This is a genomic window from Aliamphritea hakodatensis, from assembly GCF_024347195.1.
Taxonomy (GTDB): Bacteria; Pseudomonadota; Gammaproteobacteria; order Pseudomonadales; family Balneatricaceae; genus Amphritea; species Amphritea hakodatensis.
In genome coordinates this window covers 727407-747315 of sequence record NZ_AP025281.1, presented here as the reverse complement: position 1 = coordinate 747315, position 19909 = coordinate 727407, and the positions used below count along the sequence as shown (strand labels likewise).

The 19909-nt window shown below is 53.3% G+C and carries 17 protein-coding genes; 6 read left to right on the top strand and 11 right to left on the bottom strand.

The annotated features are described in order from the left end of the window. Positions 1-24 precede the first annotated feature (24 nt). The 4 genes from PCI15_RS03355 to PCI15_RS03340 all read right to left on the bottom strand — a co-directional run bounded on the left by PCI15_RS03355 (position 25) and on the right by PCI15_RS03340 (position 3815). Positions 25-522, bottom strand: coding sequence for a tripartite tricarboxylate transporter TctB family protein (locus tag PCI15_RS03355; protein ID WP_271272954.1), 498 nt, complete (start codon positions 520-522; stop codon positions 25-27). A gap of 2 nt (positions 523-524) precedes the next feature. Then, entirely contained in the window at positions 525-2072 is a 1548-nt protein-coding gene (locus PCI15_RS03350; protein ID WP_271272953.1) for a tripartite tricarboxylate transporter permease, read from the bottom strand. Between the two features lie 196 nt (positions 2073-2268). Further along, a complete protein-coding gene (locus PCI15_RS03345; protein ID WP_271272952.1) occupies positions 2269-2712 on the bottom strand; it encodes a universal stress protein in 444 nt (147 codons plus the stop codon). Positions 2713-3098: 386 nt separating this feature from the next. Continuing rightward, positions 3099-3815 carry a GntR family transcriptional regulator gene (locus tag PCI15_RS03340; protein ID WP_271272951.1) on the bottom strand — a complete coding sequence of 239 codons (717 nt, stop codon included), beginning with the start codon at positions 3813-3815 and terminating at the stop codon, positions 3099-3101. A 170-nt stretch (positions 3816-3985) separates the two neighbouring features. On the opposite strand from PCI15_RS03340, the gene PCI15_RS03335 reads away from it, so the two are divergent. The 5 genes from PCI15_RS03335 to PCI15_RS03315 are packed head-to-tail and all read left to right on the top strand — an operon-like array spanning position 3986 to position 11658. Continuing rightward, the gene (locus PCI15_RS03335) at positions 3986-5356 is read left to right on the top strand and encodes an efflux transporter outer membrane subunit (protein ID WP_271272950.1); all 1371 of its coding nucleotides are present in this window, start codon (positions 3986-3988) and stop codon (positions 5354-5356) included. A gap of 3 nt (positions 5357-5359) precedes the next feature. Beyond that, positions 5360-6529 carry an efflux RND transporter periplasmic adaptor subunit gene (locus tag PCI15_RS03330; protein ID WP_271272949.1) on the top strand — a complete coding sequence of 390 codons (1170 nt, stop codon included), beginning with the start codon at positions 5360-5362 and terminating at the stop codon, positions 6527-6529. Next, positions 6526-9684 carry an efflux RND transporter permease subunit gene (locus tag PCI15_RS03325; protein ID WP_271272948.1) on the top strand — a complete coding sequence of 1053 codons (3159 nt, stop codon included), beginning with the start codon at positions 6526-6528 and terminating at the stop codon, positions 9682-9684. The genes PCI15_RS03330 and PCI15_RS03325 overlap by 4 nt, the downstream gene beginning before the upstream one ends. Continuing rightward, on the top strand, positions 9681-10367 hold the full coding sequence (locus tag PCI15_RS03320; protein WP_271272947.1) for a response regulator transcription factor: 687 nt from the start codon (positions 9681-9683) through the stop codon (positions 10365-10367). The genes PCI15_RS03325 and PCI15_RS03320 overlap by 4 nt, the downstream gene beginning before the upstream one ends. After that, the gene (locus PCI15_RS03315) at positions 10360-11658 is read left to right on the top strand and encodes a sensor histidine kinase (RefSeq protein WP_271272946.1); all 1299 of its coding nucleotides are present in this window, start codon (positions 10360-10362) and stop codon (positions 11656-11658) included. Before PCI15_RS03320 ends, PCI15_RS03315 begins: the two co-directional genes overlap by 8 nt. A 69-nt stretch (positions 11659-11727) precedes the next feature. Here the strand turns inward: PCI15_RS03315 and PCI15_RS03310 are convergent, their stop codons facing one another. Next, complete coding sequence (locus PCI15_RS03310; protein WP_271272945.1) at positions 11728-12492, bottom strand: MipA/OmpV family protein; 765 nt, start codon at positions 12490-12492, stop codon at positions 11728-11730. A gap of 301 nt (positions 12493-12793) precedes the next feature. Between PCI15_RS03310 and proX the strand changes: the two genes are divergently transcribed. Continuing rightward, positions 12794-14023 carry a glycine betaine/L-proline ABC transporter substrate-binding protein ProX gene (proX, locus tag PCI15_RS03305; protein WP_271272944.1) on the top strand — a complete coding sequence of 410 codons (1230 nt, stop codon included), beginning with the start codon at positions 12794-12796 and terminating at the stop codon, positions 14021-14023. A 6-nt stretch (positions 14024-14029) separates the two neighbouring features. Here proX and PCI15_RS03300 read toward each other — a convergent pair whose 3' ends face one another. The 6 genes from PCI15_RS03300 to PCI15_RS03275 all read right to left on the bottom strand — a co-directional run bounded on the left by PCI15_RS03300 (position 14030) and on the right by PCI15_RS03275 (position 19873). Continuing rightward, the gene (locus tag PCI15_RS03300) at positions 14030-15745 is read right to left on the bottom strand and encodes a fused response regulator/phosphatase (RefSeq protein WP_271272943.1); all 1716 of its coding nucleotides are present in this window, start codon (positions 15743-15745) and stop codon (positions 14030-14032) included. 2 nt (positions 15746-15747) lie between these two features. Then, positions 15748-16056: an STAS domain-containing protein gene (locus PCI15_RS03295; protein WP_271272942.1), complete on the bottom strand. Its 309-nt coding sequence runs from the start codon at positions 16054-16056 to the stop codon at positions 15748-15750. A gap of 69 nt (positions 16057-16125) precedes the next feature. Beyond that, on the bottom strand, positions 16126-17319 hold the full coding sequence (locus PCI15_RS03290) for a methyl-accepting chemotaxis protein (protein ID WP_271272941.1): 1194 nt from the start codon (positions 17317-17319) through the stop codon (positions 16126-16128). Between the two features lie 20 nt (positions 17320-17339). Beyond that, the gene (locus PCI15_RS03285; RefSeq protein WP_271272940.1) at positions 17340-18401 is read right to left on the bottom strand and encodes a protein-glutamate methylesterase/protein-glutamine glutaminase; all 1062 of its coding nucleotides are present in this window, start codon (positions 18399-18401) and stop codon (positions 17340-17342) included. A gap of 15 nt (positions 18402-18416) precedes the next feature. Beyond that, entirely contained in the window at positions 18417-19034 is a 618-nt protein-coding gene (locus PCI15_RS03280) for a chemotaxis protein CheD (RefSeq protein ID WP_271272939.1), read from the bottom strand. Then, positions 19034-19873 (bottom strand): CheR family methyltransferase, encoded by an 840-nt coding sequence (locus tag PCI15_RS03275; RefSeq protein ID WP_271272938.1) that lies wholly within the window; start codon positions 19871-19873, stop codon positions 19034-19036. The genes PCI15_RS03280 and PCI15_RS03275 overlap by 1 nt, the downstream gene beginning before the upstream one ends. Positions 19874-19909: the final 36 nt, after the last annotated feature.

Sequence of the window (19909 nt, the reverse complement as noted above, 5' to 3'; positions counted from 1 at the left end):
CATTTTGGGTCATGCAATGCCCGGCTAAATCAGCCAGGCGGAAGGTGTCTGCAATTGCAGTAGCACCGAGAAAATCAAATAAATCACGCCGGTAAACAACACGCCTATCACCGTGTTCTTCAGTACTGAGCGGCTCCTTGGCCGCAGCGGTGTATAAATCACCGTAATCAGTACAAAAGCCAGAAAAGACGTGGTGTACATACCGACAATATCGGCAAAGTACAGGTACAGCAGAATGATGATAAACATCGGAATCAGCCGGACTACATCCGGCCAGCGGGCCGGATTACCCTGCCCGACAATGCCGAACATCCAGCGCCACAGAAAATCGGCAATATCCTTCAGCCAGCTCAGCAGTTCACCGTCGGTCACCAGCAGAACCAGTGCGAAGCCGAACAGAAAATAGGTCAGTAAATTCGGAAAGAAATACGCTTCCTCACCGTATTCAACGTTGCTTCCAAGGCTCAGTAACAGAACCGCCAGCGCCAGCCCGCCAAGTGCGGTTAAACGTTTCGCTAACATGATCAGGCCTCCTTCTCGACAACATAGCCGTCATCATCGGCCTGCTGTGCCGCTCGCAGCTGTCGCTTGGCCTTCATTTCACTGAAGACGCTGTACACAACCGACAGCACCACAATGGTGACCAGGGTGATATTCAGCGCACCGCCGAAGAAATACGGCACCATACCGTCGCCCACCTGTGCGATGATCTGCCCCTGCAGGAAGTTAGTCTCAGCAATCGGCCCGAGGATAATGCCCAGCACCACCGGCGAAGGGCTGAAGCCGATTTTGGAGGCAAAATACATGGTGATCCCCAGCCCCATCATGACGAATACATCTGAGAAGCTGTTTTGCACACTGAAGGTACCGAACACCGCCAGCACAGTGATTGCTGCCGCCATATAGTATTCAGGGATATCCATCACAAACCGGCTGTAACGGCTGATCATGATGCCGAAAATACACATCAGCAGCTGGCCGACCAGCAGGGAGTTAATGAAGGTCCAGACCACCGGGCCATGCTCAGAGAACAATGCCGGGCCAGGAAACAGGCCGTGGATCAGCAGACCGCCCAGCAACACTGCGGCTGTCGGTGACCCCGGAACACTCAGGGTCAGCAGCGGTACCAGCGAAGGACCAACCATTGCGTTATTCGCCGACTCAGCCGCGATCACACCGGCAGGCTCACCTTTACCGAATTTCGCTTTATCACGGCTCATTTTCTTGGTCTGGTCATAAGACACCAGACCGGCAATCTGCCCGCCGGCACCGGGGATTAACCCCACAACCACACCGATGACACTGCCCACCAGCAGGGCCTTCCAGCGCACCAGCGTATCGCGGACAGACATAGCGATACTCTGGGCTTCCATAGCAAACTTGGTAACACCGCCCGGCAGATCCTGGGGGGTCAGCATTGAAAGCACCTGCGGAATCGCGAACAGTCCGACTAAGGCAGCAATAATATTGATGCCACCACCCAGATGTTCACTGTAGTTAAAGCGCTCCACCCCCAGCACCGGATCGTAGCCAATGGTGGATATCCACAGCCCCACAAACCCGGCAAATAAGCCTTTGATCACCGACCCGGAGCCCAGTGAACCGATTACCGTCACCCCAAGAATAGCCACCCAGAACAGATGGGAAGGACCGAAGCCCAGCGCCCACTGGGACAGCGTCGGCGTGAAGAAAATCAGCACCAGCACACCCAGAACACCGCCTACGAAGGAGGCCAGAAAACAGTAATGCAGGGCTGCGGTTGCCTTACCCTGTTTCGCCAGAGGATTACCGTCCAGAGTGGTGGCGATATTCGCCGGTGCACCGGGAATACTCAGCAGGATGGCACTGACCGCGCCCCCGGCGACAGTCGCGGTATAAGCAGCGCCCAACAGAATCAGACCGGTGGCCGGTTCCATATGAAAGGTAAAGGGAATAAGCAGCGCTACCGCCATGGTAGGGCTGAGACCGGGAGTCGCCCCGAGGATAAGGCCCCCCACGGTGCCAAGCACCAGCACGAGGAAATTCCAGGGCGTGAATACGTCCGGAAGGTATTGCAAAAACTCTAGCATCATTATCACCCTTGCACCGCTTAGTCATAACAGAACTGGGGTCTGCTTCCACCACGGTGTCGTTGTTATTTTATCTCGGGCTAATCGGGCTTTTAACGCTGCTTGCCCAGCGTTAAAAAACCCAACAGACATTTGGTTTTTATCTTTTTTTACAGTCAGTTACAGCAATATTTATACACATTCTGTGGGCCACGCCCGGTTACTTAACTATCAGCATGCTGGTTGATGAAATATCAGCTATTTTTCTGGAAATACTGCCGATCAGTGCGCCTTCCACCTTACCCAACCCCCGGGTGCCTACCACTATCAGATCGGCCTCAAACTTCGTTGCCTGCTTGATAATCGTGCCGGCCGGATCACCCTTTGCCACTTTAGCGGTTACATGCTCAGCCCCCTGCTGACTGGCCACATCCAGCGCTTTGGTCATAATTTCTTTACCTACCTCTTCCAACGCGGAAGAGCGCAGCTTGGCCAGATCATCACTCTTTATGTAGCGTTCCAGTTCCGTGGGAATTTTCATTGGCCGGATGACATGCAATAACAGCAAATCAGCGCTGAAAGCGGTGGCAATTTCAGCCGCCGCGGTCACTGCCTGAAGTGACATTTCCGATCCGTCTACTGCGACGCATATTTTTTTATACATGCGAATGTCTCCGGTGATGGTCTGCCTGAGAGAACGTCTCTTCAGGGCTGAAATACACATCGGCAGACACTGACTACCGACACACTTCATATAACTCATATATATGACTTATATGATCGTAACGGGTCAGCTCTGTAAGTCAAGCTTAAAAATACCCTTCAGGAAAAATCAGAGCGGCTGAATAACGTCTTTCTTACTACCTAATAACAGCCGGAAGTGAACAGAACGGGAACATAAAAAGTCATATAAAACATATCACTTAACGCAGCCATACCCTATCGGAAAGCACCTTCAGAATGCGAACAAAAAGCGTGAGATGAAATATCTGCAAGTAAAATTATCCGGCGATACCTGCAGATTTAAGAAGGGAAAAGAGAAGAAAAAATCTAACGGATTTCAGCCTTATAACTGAATTTATCTGCCCGGCCAACTGTTTTACGGTACTCAATCATCTTATTGTTTCGGCTGTAAGTATGGCGCACCAGCACCACCACCGGAGATTTTTCAGGTATCCCCAGAATCTGTGCTGTCTGCTTATCGGCAATATCGGCAGTAAGGGTTTCCTCAGCCCGCACCACCGGCACTTTATACTTTTCCACCACCATGGCATACATCAGATCGGGAATATGCACATCCCCCTTTTCCAGCCCGGGCAGGACATCCGGACACCACCAGCAATGCTCCACCAGAATCGGTAATTCCTGAATATAACCCTGACGCTGGATGTAAAGTAATTCACTGTCCGCCGGATACCCCAGCTGCTGACAGATATGTTTCGGCGCAGAACGCAGCGCCCGCTCCCCTGCTTCCTTATGAATCCGTACCCCTTTCCCGGTACCGTCACCATAGGAAAAGAACCGGAACAGGCTGTTATTAAAATCAATGGTTGATACGTAGGTCCCCTTTCCCTGATGTCGGAACAGCCGTTTTTCATTCACCAGATTGTCGATTGCCTTCTTTACGGTTCCCTGGCTGACGTCCAGCTGAGCAGCTAACTGAGGCTCAGAAGGGATCAGATCACCCGGGACCAGACGGCCACCATCAATGTCATTGAGAATATGCTGTTCAACACGCTTGTACAGAGGGATGTGCTGGGCACTCATAGGGGCAAAAACCCTTGATAAATTAATAAGACAGATCAGCTGAAATATACGCGATTCCCCTTAATGCCGCAATTTACAGCCCGCTGCCAAGCCGTATTGATAACTTTTAACCCCGCATTTACCGCCGTGTTAATACGCTTGCGGCAACCTTCGGATACCGAGACAAATTCATGGATTTTCCACCCCCTGCGTTGCTGATCGTGCTGACACTGTTACTGGCCGGCTGTACCGGCTCAGCCGTCAGACAAGCACCGCTGACTGAAACAACCGGCCTGCAACCGGAACAATGGGCAACAACCGTCAGCGGTGAACAAACCCATACCGGCAATCAGCTACTGGCACTGGTGGATGACCCGCAACTGGATGTGCTGGTCGCTGACGCCCTGAAAACCAATCAGCAGTTACAGCAAACTGCACTGCGTATCAGGGAGCAACGGTTGCTCACCACCCAGACTGCTGCGGCAGAAAAGCCGGACCTGAACCTGAGCCTCAACAGCCAGCGCAACAAAACAACGGTGATTAACGAAAGCCACGCACTGGCACTGAACCTGAACTGGGAACTGGATGTATGGGGCCGGCTCGCCAACGCCTCCTCCGCAGCCGAAGCCGACACCCGGGCATTGCAGCTGGACTATCAGGCAGCCCGCAACTCCCTGACATCCAGAATCATTCAGCGCTGGATCGATATCAGCCTGCGTGCCCGGATCATCACTACCCTTGAGCAGCGGCTGGAAAGCCTGCAAAAAACGGAAGCAACCATCACCGAACGTTTCCAGCGCGGGCTGGGCAATCTGGCGGATCTGGAAGCTGCCCGGGCCAGCACGGCCCGTACCCGGGCAGACCTTGCCGCCCGGCAACAGAATCAGGCCGACGCCAAACGCTCCCTGAATGTGCTGCTGGGCCGGCAGCCACAGTCCCCTCTGCCACTGTTCGCAGAGTTGGCAGAAACACACCTGGCCGTGGCCATTCCTCTGCAGCAATTACCGGGGGAAGTACTGGCCGCCCGCCCGGACCTGTTAGCTGCCTATGAACGCATTGTCGCAGCCGACTACAACACAGACGTCGCCTATAAAGCCTTGTTACCCGGATTCAGTCTCACCGCCAGTATCAGCCAGTCCCGGAACAGACTGTCTGACCTGTTATCCGGCAGCAATGCCTGGAGCCTGCTGGGCAGTTTAACCGCTCCGCTGTTCAACGCCGGGCGACTTGAAGCCGGCAAAGACATTGCTGAATTACAGGCTGAGCGTGCTTATCTGGCTTATCAGCAAACCCTGCTGACAGCCGTTCAGGAAGTGGAAACCGCGTTATCTCAGGAATATACATTACAGCAGCGTCAGGAATATCTGGCACTGGCCAGCCGCCATTCTGACGCCAACTTTATCCACTATCAGAGCCGCTACCGGGACGGTCTGGCAGATATTCTCAACCTGCTGACAGCGGAACAGCAAGCCTTTGATGACCGCATCGCCTTACTGCAAATCCGGCAGGCCCGGCTTTCCAACCGTATCGTGCTGGGCCTGGCCCTTGGCATGGGAGTATGATCCGTGACAATTAAGTTATTACCGAAAAAACTCATCATCACCCTGCTGTCTGTCGCCGGGCTCGGAGGTGCATGCCTGTATACCGCAGCAGCCATCGACAATCAGCCTTCAGCGGAACAGTTTGAAGAGACTGTAACCGCCCCCAGAGTCACTGTTCTTGAACTGACACCCGGCAGCTTTACCGCCCGGATTAACGGCTTTGGTGAGGTCACCAGCACCGATGAACTGAGCCTGAGCAGTCAGATCAGCGGCCGGGTAGTCTGGCGTAATCCGGATTTCACTGATGGCCGGCAAATCCGGAAAGGTGAGATTCTGTTACGGCTGGATGATACCGACTATCAGACCGCACTGGCACAGGCACAGCAAAACCTTGCCGATGCTAACCTCGCCCTGCAGCAGGAAAAACACCAGAGCAGCCAGGCAAAGAAAGACTGGCAGCGCGCCGGCCTGACTACCCAACCCAGCGATCTGTTACTGCGTAAGCCTCAGCTGGCTGCCGCACGGGCCCGTTACCGGGCAGCCAGCGCAGCAGTAACCCAGGCCCGCAATAACCTTGCCCATACGGAACTGAAAGCACCTTTTAACGGGGTAGTATCTGCCCGCAATGTCAGTGTTGGCAGCTACCTGCAGCCGGGCAGTGAACTGGCAAAACTGCGCGCCAGCGACCGTGCCGAAGTACGCATCGGTCTGACCGCCAGCCAGTGGCAACAGCTGCCGGAAGACCCGGCCACCGCCAGTGTAAGGCTGTTCAGTAAAGACCAGCAGACCCGTTGGGAAGCACAGGTTCTCCAACTCGCTGATGCTGTCAGCCCGACAACCCGTTTACGTGAACTGATTATCAGCGTTGAACAGCCTCTGGAGAAAGATACCCCCTTGCTGACAGGTGACTTTGTCGCCATCAGCATCACCGGCAGGCAGCAGGCAAACCTCTTTGCCATACCCGCCGCAGCCCTGAGCGCTGCCGGCTATATCTGGTACGTAGAGGATAATTTACTGAAACACAGCGCCCGCAAAGCCATCTTCAGCAAAGATAATCAGCTGTTTATCCCCCGGGGAGACCTACCCGCGTCACTGCAACTGGTGCGTAAACCGCTGGCCAGCTACTTACCGAATATGCAGGTCAGCCCGGTCACTGAACAGCAGACGCTGGCCACAACGGAGATCAGCCAATGATCCATGATACCCGTCAAGGCTGGGTCGCCTGGTTTGCCCGTAACCCGGTGGCGGCTAATCTCCTGATGGCCCTGATACTGATCGCCGGCCTGATGAGTGCGATGAACCTGCGGGTAGAAGCCTTTCCGCCCCTTCCTCCTAATACGGTCACGGTATCGGTTGTCTATGAAAGCGGCTCCGCTGCCAACGCGGAGGAAGGGCTGGCGATCAAGCTGGAAGAAGCTCTGCAGGGCATTGAGGGAATTAAAAAACTCACCAGCGACTCTGACGGTTCCGGTACCACAGTCACGGTTGAACGTACCAGTGGCTACGATCTGGAGACTCTCTACCGGGACGTTAAAAACCGTATCGACAGCATCAATACCCTGCCACAGGCAGCGGAACGTCCGGTGGTCAGTAAAGCCACGTATCTGGAAGACGCTGTCAGCGTTCAGCTCTACGGCGATGCAGACCCGGCTACCTTGCAGGAAGTGGCCCGGCGACTGCGCAAACAACTGCTGAACGACCCGGCCATTGAGCGGGTGAATACCAACGGTAACCGTACGCCTGAGATTACCATTCAGGTGGATGAAAACCGCCTTCAGGCGCTGGGAGTCAGCATAGCCGACATTGCCGCCCGCATTCAGGGCGCCTCTCTGAATGAACGGGGCGGCGAACTGTTCAGCGCCGATGGCACCCTGGTTATCAAGGCCGATCAGCAGGCGTACTATCAGACCCAGTTTGAACAGATACTTATCCGTCAGACGACCGGAGGCCAGCGCATCACACTGGCCGATCTGGCAACCGTCGAAGACGGTTTTACCCAAACACCGGTACTGTCGCGCTACAACGGTCTGCCGGCGATCGGCCTGGATGTAAAGATGTACACCACCTCAGACATCATGCAGATCTCCCGGCAAGTCGAACAAGAAGTGGCCAGCTTTCGCAGCCAGTTACCTGTCGGCATCGAAGCCGTTATCTGGAATGACCAGAGTATTTATATCGCTGACCGTCTCAGCCTGCTGATGAAGAACAGCGTGATGGGGATTGGGCTGGTGATGCTGTTACTGGCCCTGTTTCTTAACGTACGGGTCGCCTTCTGGGTGGGTGTAGGCCTGCCGGTCATCTTCTGCGGCGCACTGTTACTCATGGACGCCCGTCTGTTCAACCTGACCCTGAACGAGTTAACCACCTTCGGGTTTATCATCGCGCTGGGCATCGTGGTTGATGATGCGGTTGTGGTCGGCGAAAGCATTTACGCCTCCCGGGAAAAACACGGGGCGACTGTCGATGCCACGATTGCCGGCGCACAGCGGGTCACCATTCCCACCGTATTCGGCGTGCTGACCACCATTGTCGCCTTTATGGCACTGACCCTGGTTGACGGCGAAATGGGCAAGATATTCAGTTTCTTTGCCTACGCGGCTGCCTTCTGTCTGGCCTTCTCCCTGCTGGAATCAAAACTGGTGCTGCCGGCGCATCTGGCACACCTGAAAATGCAGTCTGATCAGCGCAACCCTGTTAGCCGGGGCTGGGGAAAAATCCAGACGGTCATGAGCAACGGCCTGAATTACTTCACCCGCAAACTGTACCGCCCACTGATACATCAGGTACTGGCATACCGGTACGTGACGGTGATCATCGCGGTCAGCCTGTTTGTGCTGGTCATCGGCATGGTGCCTTCCGGCAAAATCAAAGCCGTCTTCTTTCCACATATCCCCAGTAACTTTATTACTGTCCAGCTGGAGCTGGAAGAAGACACCGGTTTCGGTCTGGTACAGAAACAGGCACTGATGATTGAACAGGCGGCCATGCAACTCAACCGCGATATCCAGCAGCAATACGCGCTGGATGAACCGCCCGTAAACCATCTGGCCATCTGGACCGATGCCAGCAGTGCCACCCTCATAGCCGGGCTCTCAGGACGGGCAGGCAGACCGCTGACCACACAGGACATTGCCAACAGCTGGCAATCCAGAATCGGCAACCTTGAAGCGGTTCGCAAGCTGAAGTTCATCACGGCCTGGGAAGGCGCCGATGACATCAGCATCGAAATCCGCTCAGAAGATAACCAGACACTGGAAACCGCCAGTCAGGCCATTGAAACTGCGCTGAAAAATTACGAAGGCATTTCCGCAATACAGAACACCCTCAGGGCCGGTCAGGGACAAATTGACCTCACGCTGACCCCCGCGGGGCAGGCAATGGGGCTGACAGCGCAGAATATCGCCAACCAGATCCAGCAAGCCTTTCAGGGGTTTGAAGTACAGCGTTTTCAGCGTGGCCGGGACGAAATGAAAGTCAAACTGCGCTACCCGGATAACGCCCGTCGTCACATCGATAATCTGGCGGATGCCAGAATCCGCACCGACAGCGGTCAGGTTTTACCGCTGGACAGCGTTGCCAGCATCAGCAGCCGTTATGTGGCCAGCAATATTTACCGGGTAAACCGCAGCCGGGTCGCGGTTATTTCTGCCGATGTCGACAAATTCGCCGCCACACCACAGCTGATTCTGGATGAATTAGACAGCGGCCTGTTCAGCCAGTTAAGCCGGGATTACCCCGGTCTGGAAATCAGGCTCGGCGGCGAAGCACAGGAAGAAGCGGAAACCCGCAGTTCACTGCAGGGGGCATTTCTCATTGCACTGGTTGCTATCTATGCATTACTGGCAATCCCGCTGAAGTCATACCTGCAACCCCTGATGATCATGACCGCCATTCCGTTTGGCATTGTCGGCGCACTGATCGGCCACTGGCTGCATGACATCCCCCTGAGTATCCTGTCGCTGTTCGGCATTCTGGCGCTGTCCGGCGTAGTGGTAAACGACAGCCTGTTACTGATCAGCCGCTTTAACGAACAGCGTGCCGCCGGTATGCCCGCTCATCTGGCCATGGTACAGGCAGGGTGCAGCCGGATGCGGGCCATATTCCTGACCTCCATAACCACTTATGCCGGGCTCGTACCGCTGATATTTGAAACCTCTGAGCAGGCTCAGTTCCTCATTCCCGCCGCAATCGCCATGGGCTATGGTATTCTGTTCGCAACCCTTATTACCCTGATTTTAATACCGGCACTGACAATGATCGGCGAAGACCTTAAACCGGCCGCCAAACGGCCTTCCCGGAGAAAGCCTGTCGCCGCCATCACCGCCAAACCTCAGGAACTGATTTCATGACGCTACCCAAGATTGAAATTTTGCTGGTCGAGGATGATATCGATCTGGCCAGCTCCACCGCCGACTTCCTGGCCCTGGAAGGCATCACCTGCGACCATGCCTACAATGGTCAGGCAGGCCTGAAACTGGCCACAGAAAACAGCTATCAGGTATTGGTTCTCGATCTGATGCTCCCCCGCATGGATGGCATCACCCTGTGTGAAAAACTGCGCCAGCAGGGCACCGACACGCCGGTTCTGATGCTCACCGCCCGGGACACACTGGAAGATAAAATTGCCGGCTTCAGAGCCGGTACCGACGACTATCTGGTGAAACCCTTCGCCATGGAAGAACTGGCCATGCGGATTCGGGCACTGGCGGTACGGCGCAGCGGGCAGGTGCGCAAACTGCAGGTCGGCGGCCTGACACTTAACCTGGACAGTCGCCATGCCAGCCGGGACGGTATCACCCTTAAGCTGACCCCCAGTTGCTGGACACTGCTGGAAACCCTGATGCGCGCCAGCCCGAACCCCGTCAGCCGAAAAGACCTTGAATACAGCCTCTGGCAGGACAGCCCACCAGACACCAACAGCCTGAAAGTCCATATGTATAACCTCCGGCAGCAGGTAGATAAACCCTTTGCACAAGCCATGATTCAGACCCTGTCACAACAGGGCTTTGTATTACGGGATAACAATGTTTAAACACGGTAAACGTACCATGCGCAGGCAATTCAGCCTGCTGGTCGTCAGTCTGACGCTGGTAACAGCGCTGATTTATACCTTTCTGGTGGATATCAGCCTGAGCAGGGGCTTTGATGAAATGGCCAAGTTGACGATGCAGTTTGAAATCGATGACTTCGAAAAACGCTACACTGAAGCCCACGATACGCCGCTGCCGCAAACCAGTATCCTGCATTTCTATCTCGACGACTGGCGTCAGGCACCGCCTTTTTATCATCAGGTTGTGCCGTTTACGGAGCTGGAGTATGGAGAATATGTTGAGGTGGAATGGTTTCCCAACGGAGAAGAAAGCTGGGACGGCGCCCGTTTCCTGACAATATATACACACCGTTTACCCGACCAGCGCAAGCTGTATGTTGTTGCCGATTTTGATGCCGATAAGCTCTCGCAGGAACAACGGCAAAAGTTCGACCGCTTATTCAGCCGTGGCTTCTTCGTCGGTACTGTTTATGTGTTCCTGATGATTCTGGTGGTCTGGCTGTACGGTCGGCGCCTGACCCGCCGCAGTGACGCACTGGCAAAATGGGCTGAAGAATTATCCTTTGAAAAACTCCAGCAGCCGGTGCCGGATTTTTATTTCCACGACCTTAACCAGATCGCGAACCAGCTTCAGACCGCGTTTGTCCGCATTGCGGATCTGCTGGAAAAAGAACACCGTTTTCTGCGTAATGCCAGCCATGAATTGCGTACTCCGATTGCGGTCATTAAAGCCAATATGGAATTACTGGCCCGCATGGAGTCTTCAGCACCGCTGCAACGCCCCCTTGATCGCATCAACCGTGCCAATGCCAGTATGCAAAAGCTAACCGAAACCCTGTTATGGATCTCACGGGATAACAATACGCCCCCAAAACAGGAAAATATCGTCCCGGCCCAACTGATCAGAGAGCTGCTGGAAGACCTTGGCTACCTGCTGGAAAACAAGCCCGTCGAACTCAATTTCCGGGAAAGCTTTGGGGGCCATAAACTCCTGCCGGTAACCCCGCTGAGGATTGTCCTCAATAACCTGTTACGTAATGCTTTCCAGCACACCCAGGAAGGCAGCATTAATATTGAAATTGACGAGCATTACCTGCGCATTGAAAATCACGATGAAGGGGCCACGCTTACCGACAGTGATAACAGCTTCGGCCTGGGCATTCATCTGGTAGAACAGATTTGCCAGAAGCTTCACTGGGAACTCCGGCTCGAATACGTCGGGGACGGCGTCATTGCCACCCTGAAATGGCCGGAACACATTTTTACTCACTGAATTCAGACATAAAAAAACGCTGCATATGCAGCGTTTCTTCTATTCCGGTACGTCAGGGGAAGACGTGTATCAGAACTGGTAACGGATACCCATCATCGCAGACACCGCAGAGTCTTCACTGACAATCGAGCTGTCAGTAATCTCATCACTGTAACTTTCATAGTTTACCGCACCGATAATGGTCCACTCCTGATTCAGCGCGTATTCTGCCGACACACCCACACCGTAAATCCAGGCACTGTCACCGTCGTAAGCAGCACGACCTGCGCGGGCCTGGCTGGCGGAAACACCGTAGTAATGATTCACTACCTTATCACTTACCCAACTGGCAGATACTGCCGGGAAAACGGTCAGATCGCCAAACTCAACCGGTATTCCCCATCCGAGGTTCACCTGGGTGCCCTTATGCTCATCTGCAACATCCTGAGCTACAGAGGCGCTCAGCAGCCCCACCTCCGTCATCATTTCCGCACCCAGCACCAGATTCGTACCGCTATCCACATCACCCAGATCACGCAGCTGTCTGCTGTCGGTGCGCTCACCGTCCAGATCATCCGCTGCAATCGCGGCATACAGACTCAGCGTTTCTGTTTCATAGAAGGTATAACCCGCCTCAAGACCGGAAATATAAAAATTGCCATACTCAATATCAAACAGCGGCAGTGCAGCACTGTCGTCATCAATCCCCTTGTAGATTGATTCGCTGTAACCTGCCCCAAGCCCCAGGCTGATATTCAGCTCCGGCTCGCCTTCTGCCGCAACAGCAGTGGTTGCCCAGATACCGGCGAACAGACTTACTGCCCCGACCCCGGCCATTTTAGCGTGTTGTTTCACCTTTAATTCTCCTGCACTTAGCCATGAAAGCCCACAGCATACCCCTCTGGGGGTTAAGTAAGAGTTAAGGTGGAAAACAACCCTCAAAATGCCAACATTCAGGCAAAATTCATCCCAGATACGGCTCAGGATATGCTAGTCTAGCCCCCACTGATATGCAGCGTACCCACAGAAACAGGGAGGTAATGTTTCAAACAGAGCGTATTCAAAGGCGTTACACCTTTGTGAGTGATTTTCTCTGACATTCCCCTGCACTTAACTGATCTGTCAGCCGCAGTACCTGCGCCAGAGGTAATTTGCCATGGTAAAAATCACTACACAGCTCATCAGCGTCTGGATGCTGACAACCCTCAGCCTGTTCGGCAATGCGACAACCGATATCCTGCAAAAACCCGGCACGGGCGTCAGCGTTACTCCGGTATTTTCGACCCTTCCTGAAGAACATTTTCGCGGTGAAATCGCCATTGCCGGCCTGCAGGAACTGGGCTATGCAGTATTGCCGGCCAAGCAAACCGGTTACGCCACCATGCTGCTGGCGCTGGCTTACGGGGATGCTGACTTCAGCATTCATATGTGGAATGTCCTGCACGACGGGTTTTATCAGAAAGCCGGCGGGGTTAAGTCGATCTTAAAAACCGGCAACGTTATCCCCGGCCTGAAACAGGGTTACCTGATTGACAAAAAAACCGCTGAAACACACGGCATTCAAAGTCTGAACGATCTGGCTGATCCGGCAATAGCCGCACTGTTCGACACAGATAAAGACGGTAAGGCGGATCTGACCGGTTGCAACCCGGACTGGGGCTGTAAGGACATCATTGACGAACATCTGAAAACCTATGGCCTGAATAGCACTGTAAGCCATAACCGCGGCGATTACTTCGCCCTTATGAAAGCCACCATTAAGCGTTACAAATCCGGTAAGCCGGTTTTGTATTACACCTGGCTGCCACAGTGGATATCCAGTGTACTCGTGCCCGGAAAAGATGTGATCTGGTTAACAGTAGAACCGCCGGAAACGCTGGAAGGCGTTGTGCTGCCAGCCAGCTTGCCCACAGAGGAAGCCGCTGACGATAACCCGCTGACAGAAACACAGACAGCAGCCCAGCGGGGATTTGCAGACGATCAGATTAAAGCGGTTATGAACCAGAACTTTGCTGCCGATAACCCTGCTGCCCGTACCTTCTTATCGCTGTTACAGATTCCGGCGGCAGATGAAAGCGCACAAAACCTTAAAATGATGCGTGGTGAAAAGTCCCCGGAAGACATCAAACGTCATGCCACTCGCTGGATTAAGAAAAACCGTAAAGTCTTCGACGGCTGGCTGGAAAAGGCAAGAGAGAGTGTGCCTGTGACAGCCGCACCCGAAGCACCGGCAGACAATGCCGCACCGGTTAACACTGCAGCAGACAGTGAAGAAAACACAGAGAAAGCCCCTGAGACTGACGTAAACACTGATGATCAGGCGAGCAGTGCTGCTGCCATGCCTGTCGCGGTCCACACTGCATCCGCAGCGGTGGCCATCCAGTAATCGCGGTCAGTGACGACTGTAGACATACACAACCTCAACGGTTGCGCCGTGATTACTGTATTCAACACTTTCACACAGCCCGGATACCAGCTCAATCCCCCGGCCACTTAACATACCAATGTTGAAAGCATTTTCATTGCTCAGCCACGCTTCGTAATCAAAGCCATCGCCGCTGTCTTCTATGCGGATAAATACCCTGCCACCGGCTGCCAGCCGGGCATGCTGAACATGCACCGAGACGGAGCCCCAACTGAGGGTTTCCAGACGTTTTTCACGCTCACTGAAATACCGGGCGAAACCTTCCGGCGAATCCTTCAGGCTGGATTCAAGCTTAAGTACACCGTGATCCAGCGCATTCACGTACAGCTCTGTCAGAATACTGAATACCGTATGCCAGTGTTCACCCTCACCTTCAGACTCCTGTAACCGGCTCAGTGCCTGGGCAACAGGATCAATTCTCGCCAGACTGCGCCCCTGCAGCTCCAGCCCCCAGTCCCAGACATCCAGATCATTGCTATCCTCACTGTCTGACACCAACTGCGATGTGGCGGTAAAACTGCGTTCTGACTGAACTGAATTACCGGGAATATCAATCAGGGAGATATCATCCCGTTGCGGAAAGTCCCGGACAAAATGCTGCAGGCTGGTCAGTATGCTGTCGACCAGAGAGTACTTATGGCGATACTGAGGATCGGTAATCGCCGCAAACATTCTTGCCTCACCGAACATGTCTCCCTCAGCGTTCTCGGCCTCAATGACACCATCACTGATCATTAAAATATGATCTTCCGGCTGGATATTACTGATCTCAAAACTCAGTTCATTCACCTGGGGTAAAATACCCAGCGGCGGGTGACTGGAGCTGACACGCTGCACCAGTTCTCCCTGGCTGAAGACCATGACATCCGGCAAACCACCGTTCCAGATCCGGGCCGTACCATCCACTTCCAGCGTCACCACCGCCACCGCCAGAAATAAGCCGGTCGGCAACAAACGGTAAAGCTTGGCATTAATCTGCGCGATGACTTCTTCTGCGGCATACCCCTTGGCCGTCATCGCCCGGAAAGTTTCCGCCAGCGGCAGCGCGCCCAGGGTGGATGTCAGGCCGTGGCCGGTAAAATCCCCCAGCAGAATATTCAGATCCCCGTTGGGCCGATAGGCGGTCAGCTGCACATCACCGCTGAAGGTGGTCGCCGGCTGTTTATGCATCCGGATAGTCTCCAGACCCACATTGGAGGATTCTATAGCGCCGCTGAACAGCTGCTCAGCCACTTCAACCTCACTCTGACGAATCTGGTTAAGCTCAGCAACCTGCTGATACAGCTCGGAAATACGGCGTAAGGCGACAATTTTGCCTTCCAGCAACTCAAACGGAAAAGGCCGCTGAATAAAATCATCCCCTCCGGCATCGATTGCATTGCGGATGATATCCTGACCCTCAGCACCGGAAACAAAGATAATCGGAATAAAATTATCCGCCGCCAGATGTTTAATCTGCCGTGCGGCTTCAATTCCCCCCATCCCCGGCATATTCACATCCATAAGAATCAGGGACGGCTTAAGCGCCAGATATTTTTCCACCGCCTCGAAACCGTCCGATGCGAATTCGGCAACCAGCCCCATGTTGACGACCATCTTCTCCAGCAACCGCTGATTCAGGGTCATGTCGTCTGCGATGAGTACGAGACTAAGATTTGTCTGCAGCTTTTCCGCAACTGTCATATTTATGCTTCTATCGTTACAAACTGATCGAATTTAGCAATGGAAAGAATTTTATGTACGGCAGGATTAGGCTTGGCCAGCACCACTTTTCCGGACAGGGTGTCAGCATGCTCCTTAAGCAACAGAATCATCCCCAGCGCAGAGCTGTCCATATAGGTTGCCTTAGAGAGATCCACCCGGAACATGGCGCCGGGCTGGTCCACAAAGCGGTACGCTTCACGAAAAGACTGATGTGCTGAATAATCAAACTGCTCAGCCACGCAGATATCAACGGTTTTCTTATCATCGGAGGTTTTTGCAGTTACAGACATCGAATACCTCAGGTATTAATGGTTCAGTTCCGGGGGATGAAACAATCGGCAGTCACCGTGCTGTCTGCTTCAGAACAGCTCGATATCACCTTCATCCATATCATTCTGTGCCACTGTACGGGCTTCATTCCGGGTCTGGGCAGTGACCCTCAGCTCCTCACAGCGATGCTGACAACGCAGGGTAGCGGCGGTATCCAGATTTCCCTCTGCGGTGGTCATATCATCCACCAGCTCAGCAATTTCGTTCAGTGAGTTTACATTATGCTCCATTGAGTTCAGTGCCTGAGAGGCAATGTCCTCAAACTGCAAAGACCGTACGGCGTTATCTACGGTGGAGTCGATTTGCATGCTCAGCTGGGAAATTTCAGTGACCTTAGAGTTCATGAATTCGCCGTTACTGGCCATGAATGCCAGCATTTCGGTCATCTTTTCCTTGGTGCCGATGGTATCACTCAGATCCGTCGCGGCCATTCCTGATACCGTACTGCGCAGGGTATCAATGGTTGCCCGGGCTGACGCCATTTCTTCACGGATCTTATTATTCAGATCACCGGAGTTAACAGACAAGGCCCTGACTTCATCAGCAACCACCGCAAAACCGCGGCCTGCTTCACCGGCACGGGCCGCCTCAATACTGGCGTTCAGCGCCAAAAGGTTCGTCTGGCTGGCCAGGCCTTCTACATTTTCGATCAGGCTGAAGATACCATCCAGCTTCTCTACCATATCATCAATGTAATGTACGGTTTCCAGGCTGTTCTTACTGACATTCACCATGACCTGTACAAACTGATCGAGTATTGAGCCCGTTTCATTAATGAACATCTGAATATTAAATTCTTCTGCTGCCCCGTGGCTTTCTTCTTCCTCTGTACGGGTAATAATCTGCGCCGTCAGCTCTGACTGCTGACTGGTCAAACCATGCAAACTGTGAAAGCTGTCTGACATCAGTACCACGGCTTCTTTAATCAGCGCGTCAACACGGGCGATCTCCTGATTAACAATCAGCGCTTCATGGGTCAGCGTCTGTGAAAGTTCTACCATGGCATGCTGGAGTTCACCGTCCACATGCTCCGGAGATACAGCTTCAACCTTTTGCTTAACCGCCTTTTCTGCCTTGGGTTCACACAACAGACCAATGCCGCCGGCAAACACAGCGGCAATTGCTATCCAGACAATTGCTTGCGGCACAGGCAACAACTGAGCCATCGCCAGTAACAGCGCACCGGCTATTACCAGTCCCGCCAGGGTTTTCTTTTGCCACATAACAGAGTACCTCACTTGCGCTAACGGTTAAGATGCTGCATTAACCGTCCAGCTATTCTTTGCAGTGCAACCACTTCCCTGGCTGCACCATATTTTACAGCGGCGCCCGGCATGCCCCACACCAGACTGGAAGCCTCATCCTGAGCAATGGTATGTGCGCCGGCATCCGCCAGACGCTTCATTGCTTTGGCCCCGTCTTCCCCCATGCCGGTTAACATCAGCGCCGTCACATTAGACGGAGGCACTTCCAACAGGGAATTAAACAACACTTCAACTGACGGTTTATGGCGGTTAACCGGCCCGCTGTCATCCAGCCGGCACACCATTTTTAAACCGTGTTTTTTAACCAGTAAATGCTGTGATCCCGGCGCAATGTAGACATGTCCGGTTTCAAGCACATCACCATCCCGTGCTTCTTTAACCGTCAGATCACACACCGTATTCAGACGGTTGGCAAAACGTTCACTGAAACTGGCGGGAATATGCTGAGTGATCACAATTGGCGGCATATTGACCGGTAACTTGGTCAGCAGATCACGCAGGGCTTCGGTCCCTCCGGTTGATGAACCAACGGCAATGACCCGCATCTGATCACCGGGCCGGTCTTTACTGATCAGCGCCGGCGCGGCAACCTGTTCTGCAGGCTCAGTCCGGCTGCGGCGAAAACGCAGCTTCTGGCTGGCGCCGGCTGCGGCTTTGACTTTATTAATCAGGTCGGTCTGGAAGTTTTCCAGATGACTGTCCAGGCTGGTTGCCAACGGCTTACCAATAAAGTCTACAGCTCCCAGTTCAAGTGCCTGCAGTGTCACATCAGCTCCGTCCTGGGTCAGTGTGGATAACATCACCACCGGCATGGGGTTGAGTTTCATCAGATTACGCAGAAAGGTAATGCCATCCATTTTGGGCATTTCCACATCCAGAGTCAGTACATCCGGGCGTAACTGTTTAATTTTGTCCCGGGCATCATAGGGATCGACAGCTTCACCGACGACTTCAATATCAGCATCAGCAGACAACATCTCATTGATGACACTGCGTACCACCGCCGAATCGTCAACAATCAGTACTCTGGTTTTCGTCATAAATAACTTTCCTTATTAAAACAGTTCCACGTCTGAATCATCCAGATGACAATCAACATCCTGACGGTATGAACGTTCCTCTTCTATCAGACGCTGGTCATCCCTGTGATCCATGCGGTTAACCAGCATCCGCCCTTCCTGGGGAAAAAAAGCCACTTTACGTGCCTGATCGCCACCGAAATCTGCCGCCAGTACCCGTAATTGTTCGGCGGTAACATAGTCTTTTATAAACTCGATGTTCTGCTGTCCGATACTGGTTATCCCCTGCATCATATCGCCGCCACCGGTCAGTTTTACCTGCAGGCTTTCCCGGCGGCTGCCCAGACGCAGTAACCCGTTAATCAGCTGTTCCATCGCAAACAAACCATAGCGCATGGAACGTCCACCATCATCCTTCATATTGCTGGTGGGTAACATAAAGTGGTTCATGCCACCGATTTTCAGCTCCGGATCATAGATACAGGCAGAAATACAGGAACCGAGGACGGTTGTCAGTACGACCTTTTCCTTACTGATACAGAACGCACCGGGCTGAACCTTAATCGCATAGCACTCCCACTTTGGCTCCCAGAATGCTCTCATGTGCTCAAAACCCCGCATGGGTTTAGGCGCTGGTGGCTTTGTTGCAAGCATCAGTTTACCTTCCTGTAAATAGTCTTCCCCATCAGTTCAAAATTGCTCTGATGACGCGCCAGGGCTTCCGAATGCCCAACAAATAAATGCCCACGGGGCTTCAACAGCCCGGCCATGCGCTGCAACAACCGGGCCTGGGTCTGCTGATCAAAATAGATCATTACATTGCGGCAGAAAATAAAATCGAACGGGCCTTTCATCGGCCATTCATCCATCAGGTTCAGGTGATTAAACGCCACCATTTTCTGCAGCTCAGGACGCACCTTTACCCGGCCATCGTTCTGGTTTTTTCCTTTCAGGAACCATTTGTGTACCGTCGCGTTTGGCAGCGATTTAACACGGCTCTGTTCATAGACGCCGGTTCTGGCGCTGGCCAGCACTTTGGAATCAATATCGGTTGCCAGAATTTTCACATCAAAACTGGCCGGATCAAGCCCCGCTTCCAGCAAGCTGATGGCCAGGCTGTAGGGCTCTTCCCCCAGCGAACATCCAGCAGACCAGATACGTAACCGGCGCTCAGGGCTTTTCTCAATTTCCGGAATTATCCGGGTCTTCACATAATCGAAATGATGCCGCTCCCGGAAAAAAGCGGTGAGATTGGTCGTCAGCGCATTAATGAACTGAGTAAACTCCGCAGGTGAGCCGTCAAGACACTGAAAGTATTCATCGAAACTGTCCAGCCCCAACTCCCGTAAACGGCGCACCAGCCGGTTATACACCATATCTTGCTTATGATCGGCCAGTGCGATACCGGCATAGTCATAAAGCTCTTGCTTGGCTTTTGTGAAGTGCTTATCTGTGAAAACGAACTCACGCTCTCGGGCGGTTGTTGTTGCCATCCTTTAACCTCAAAAACTGGGGTGCCTGGCTTTATT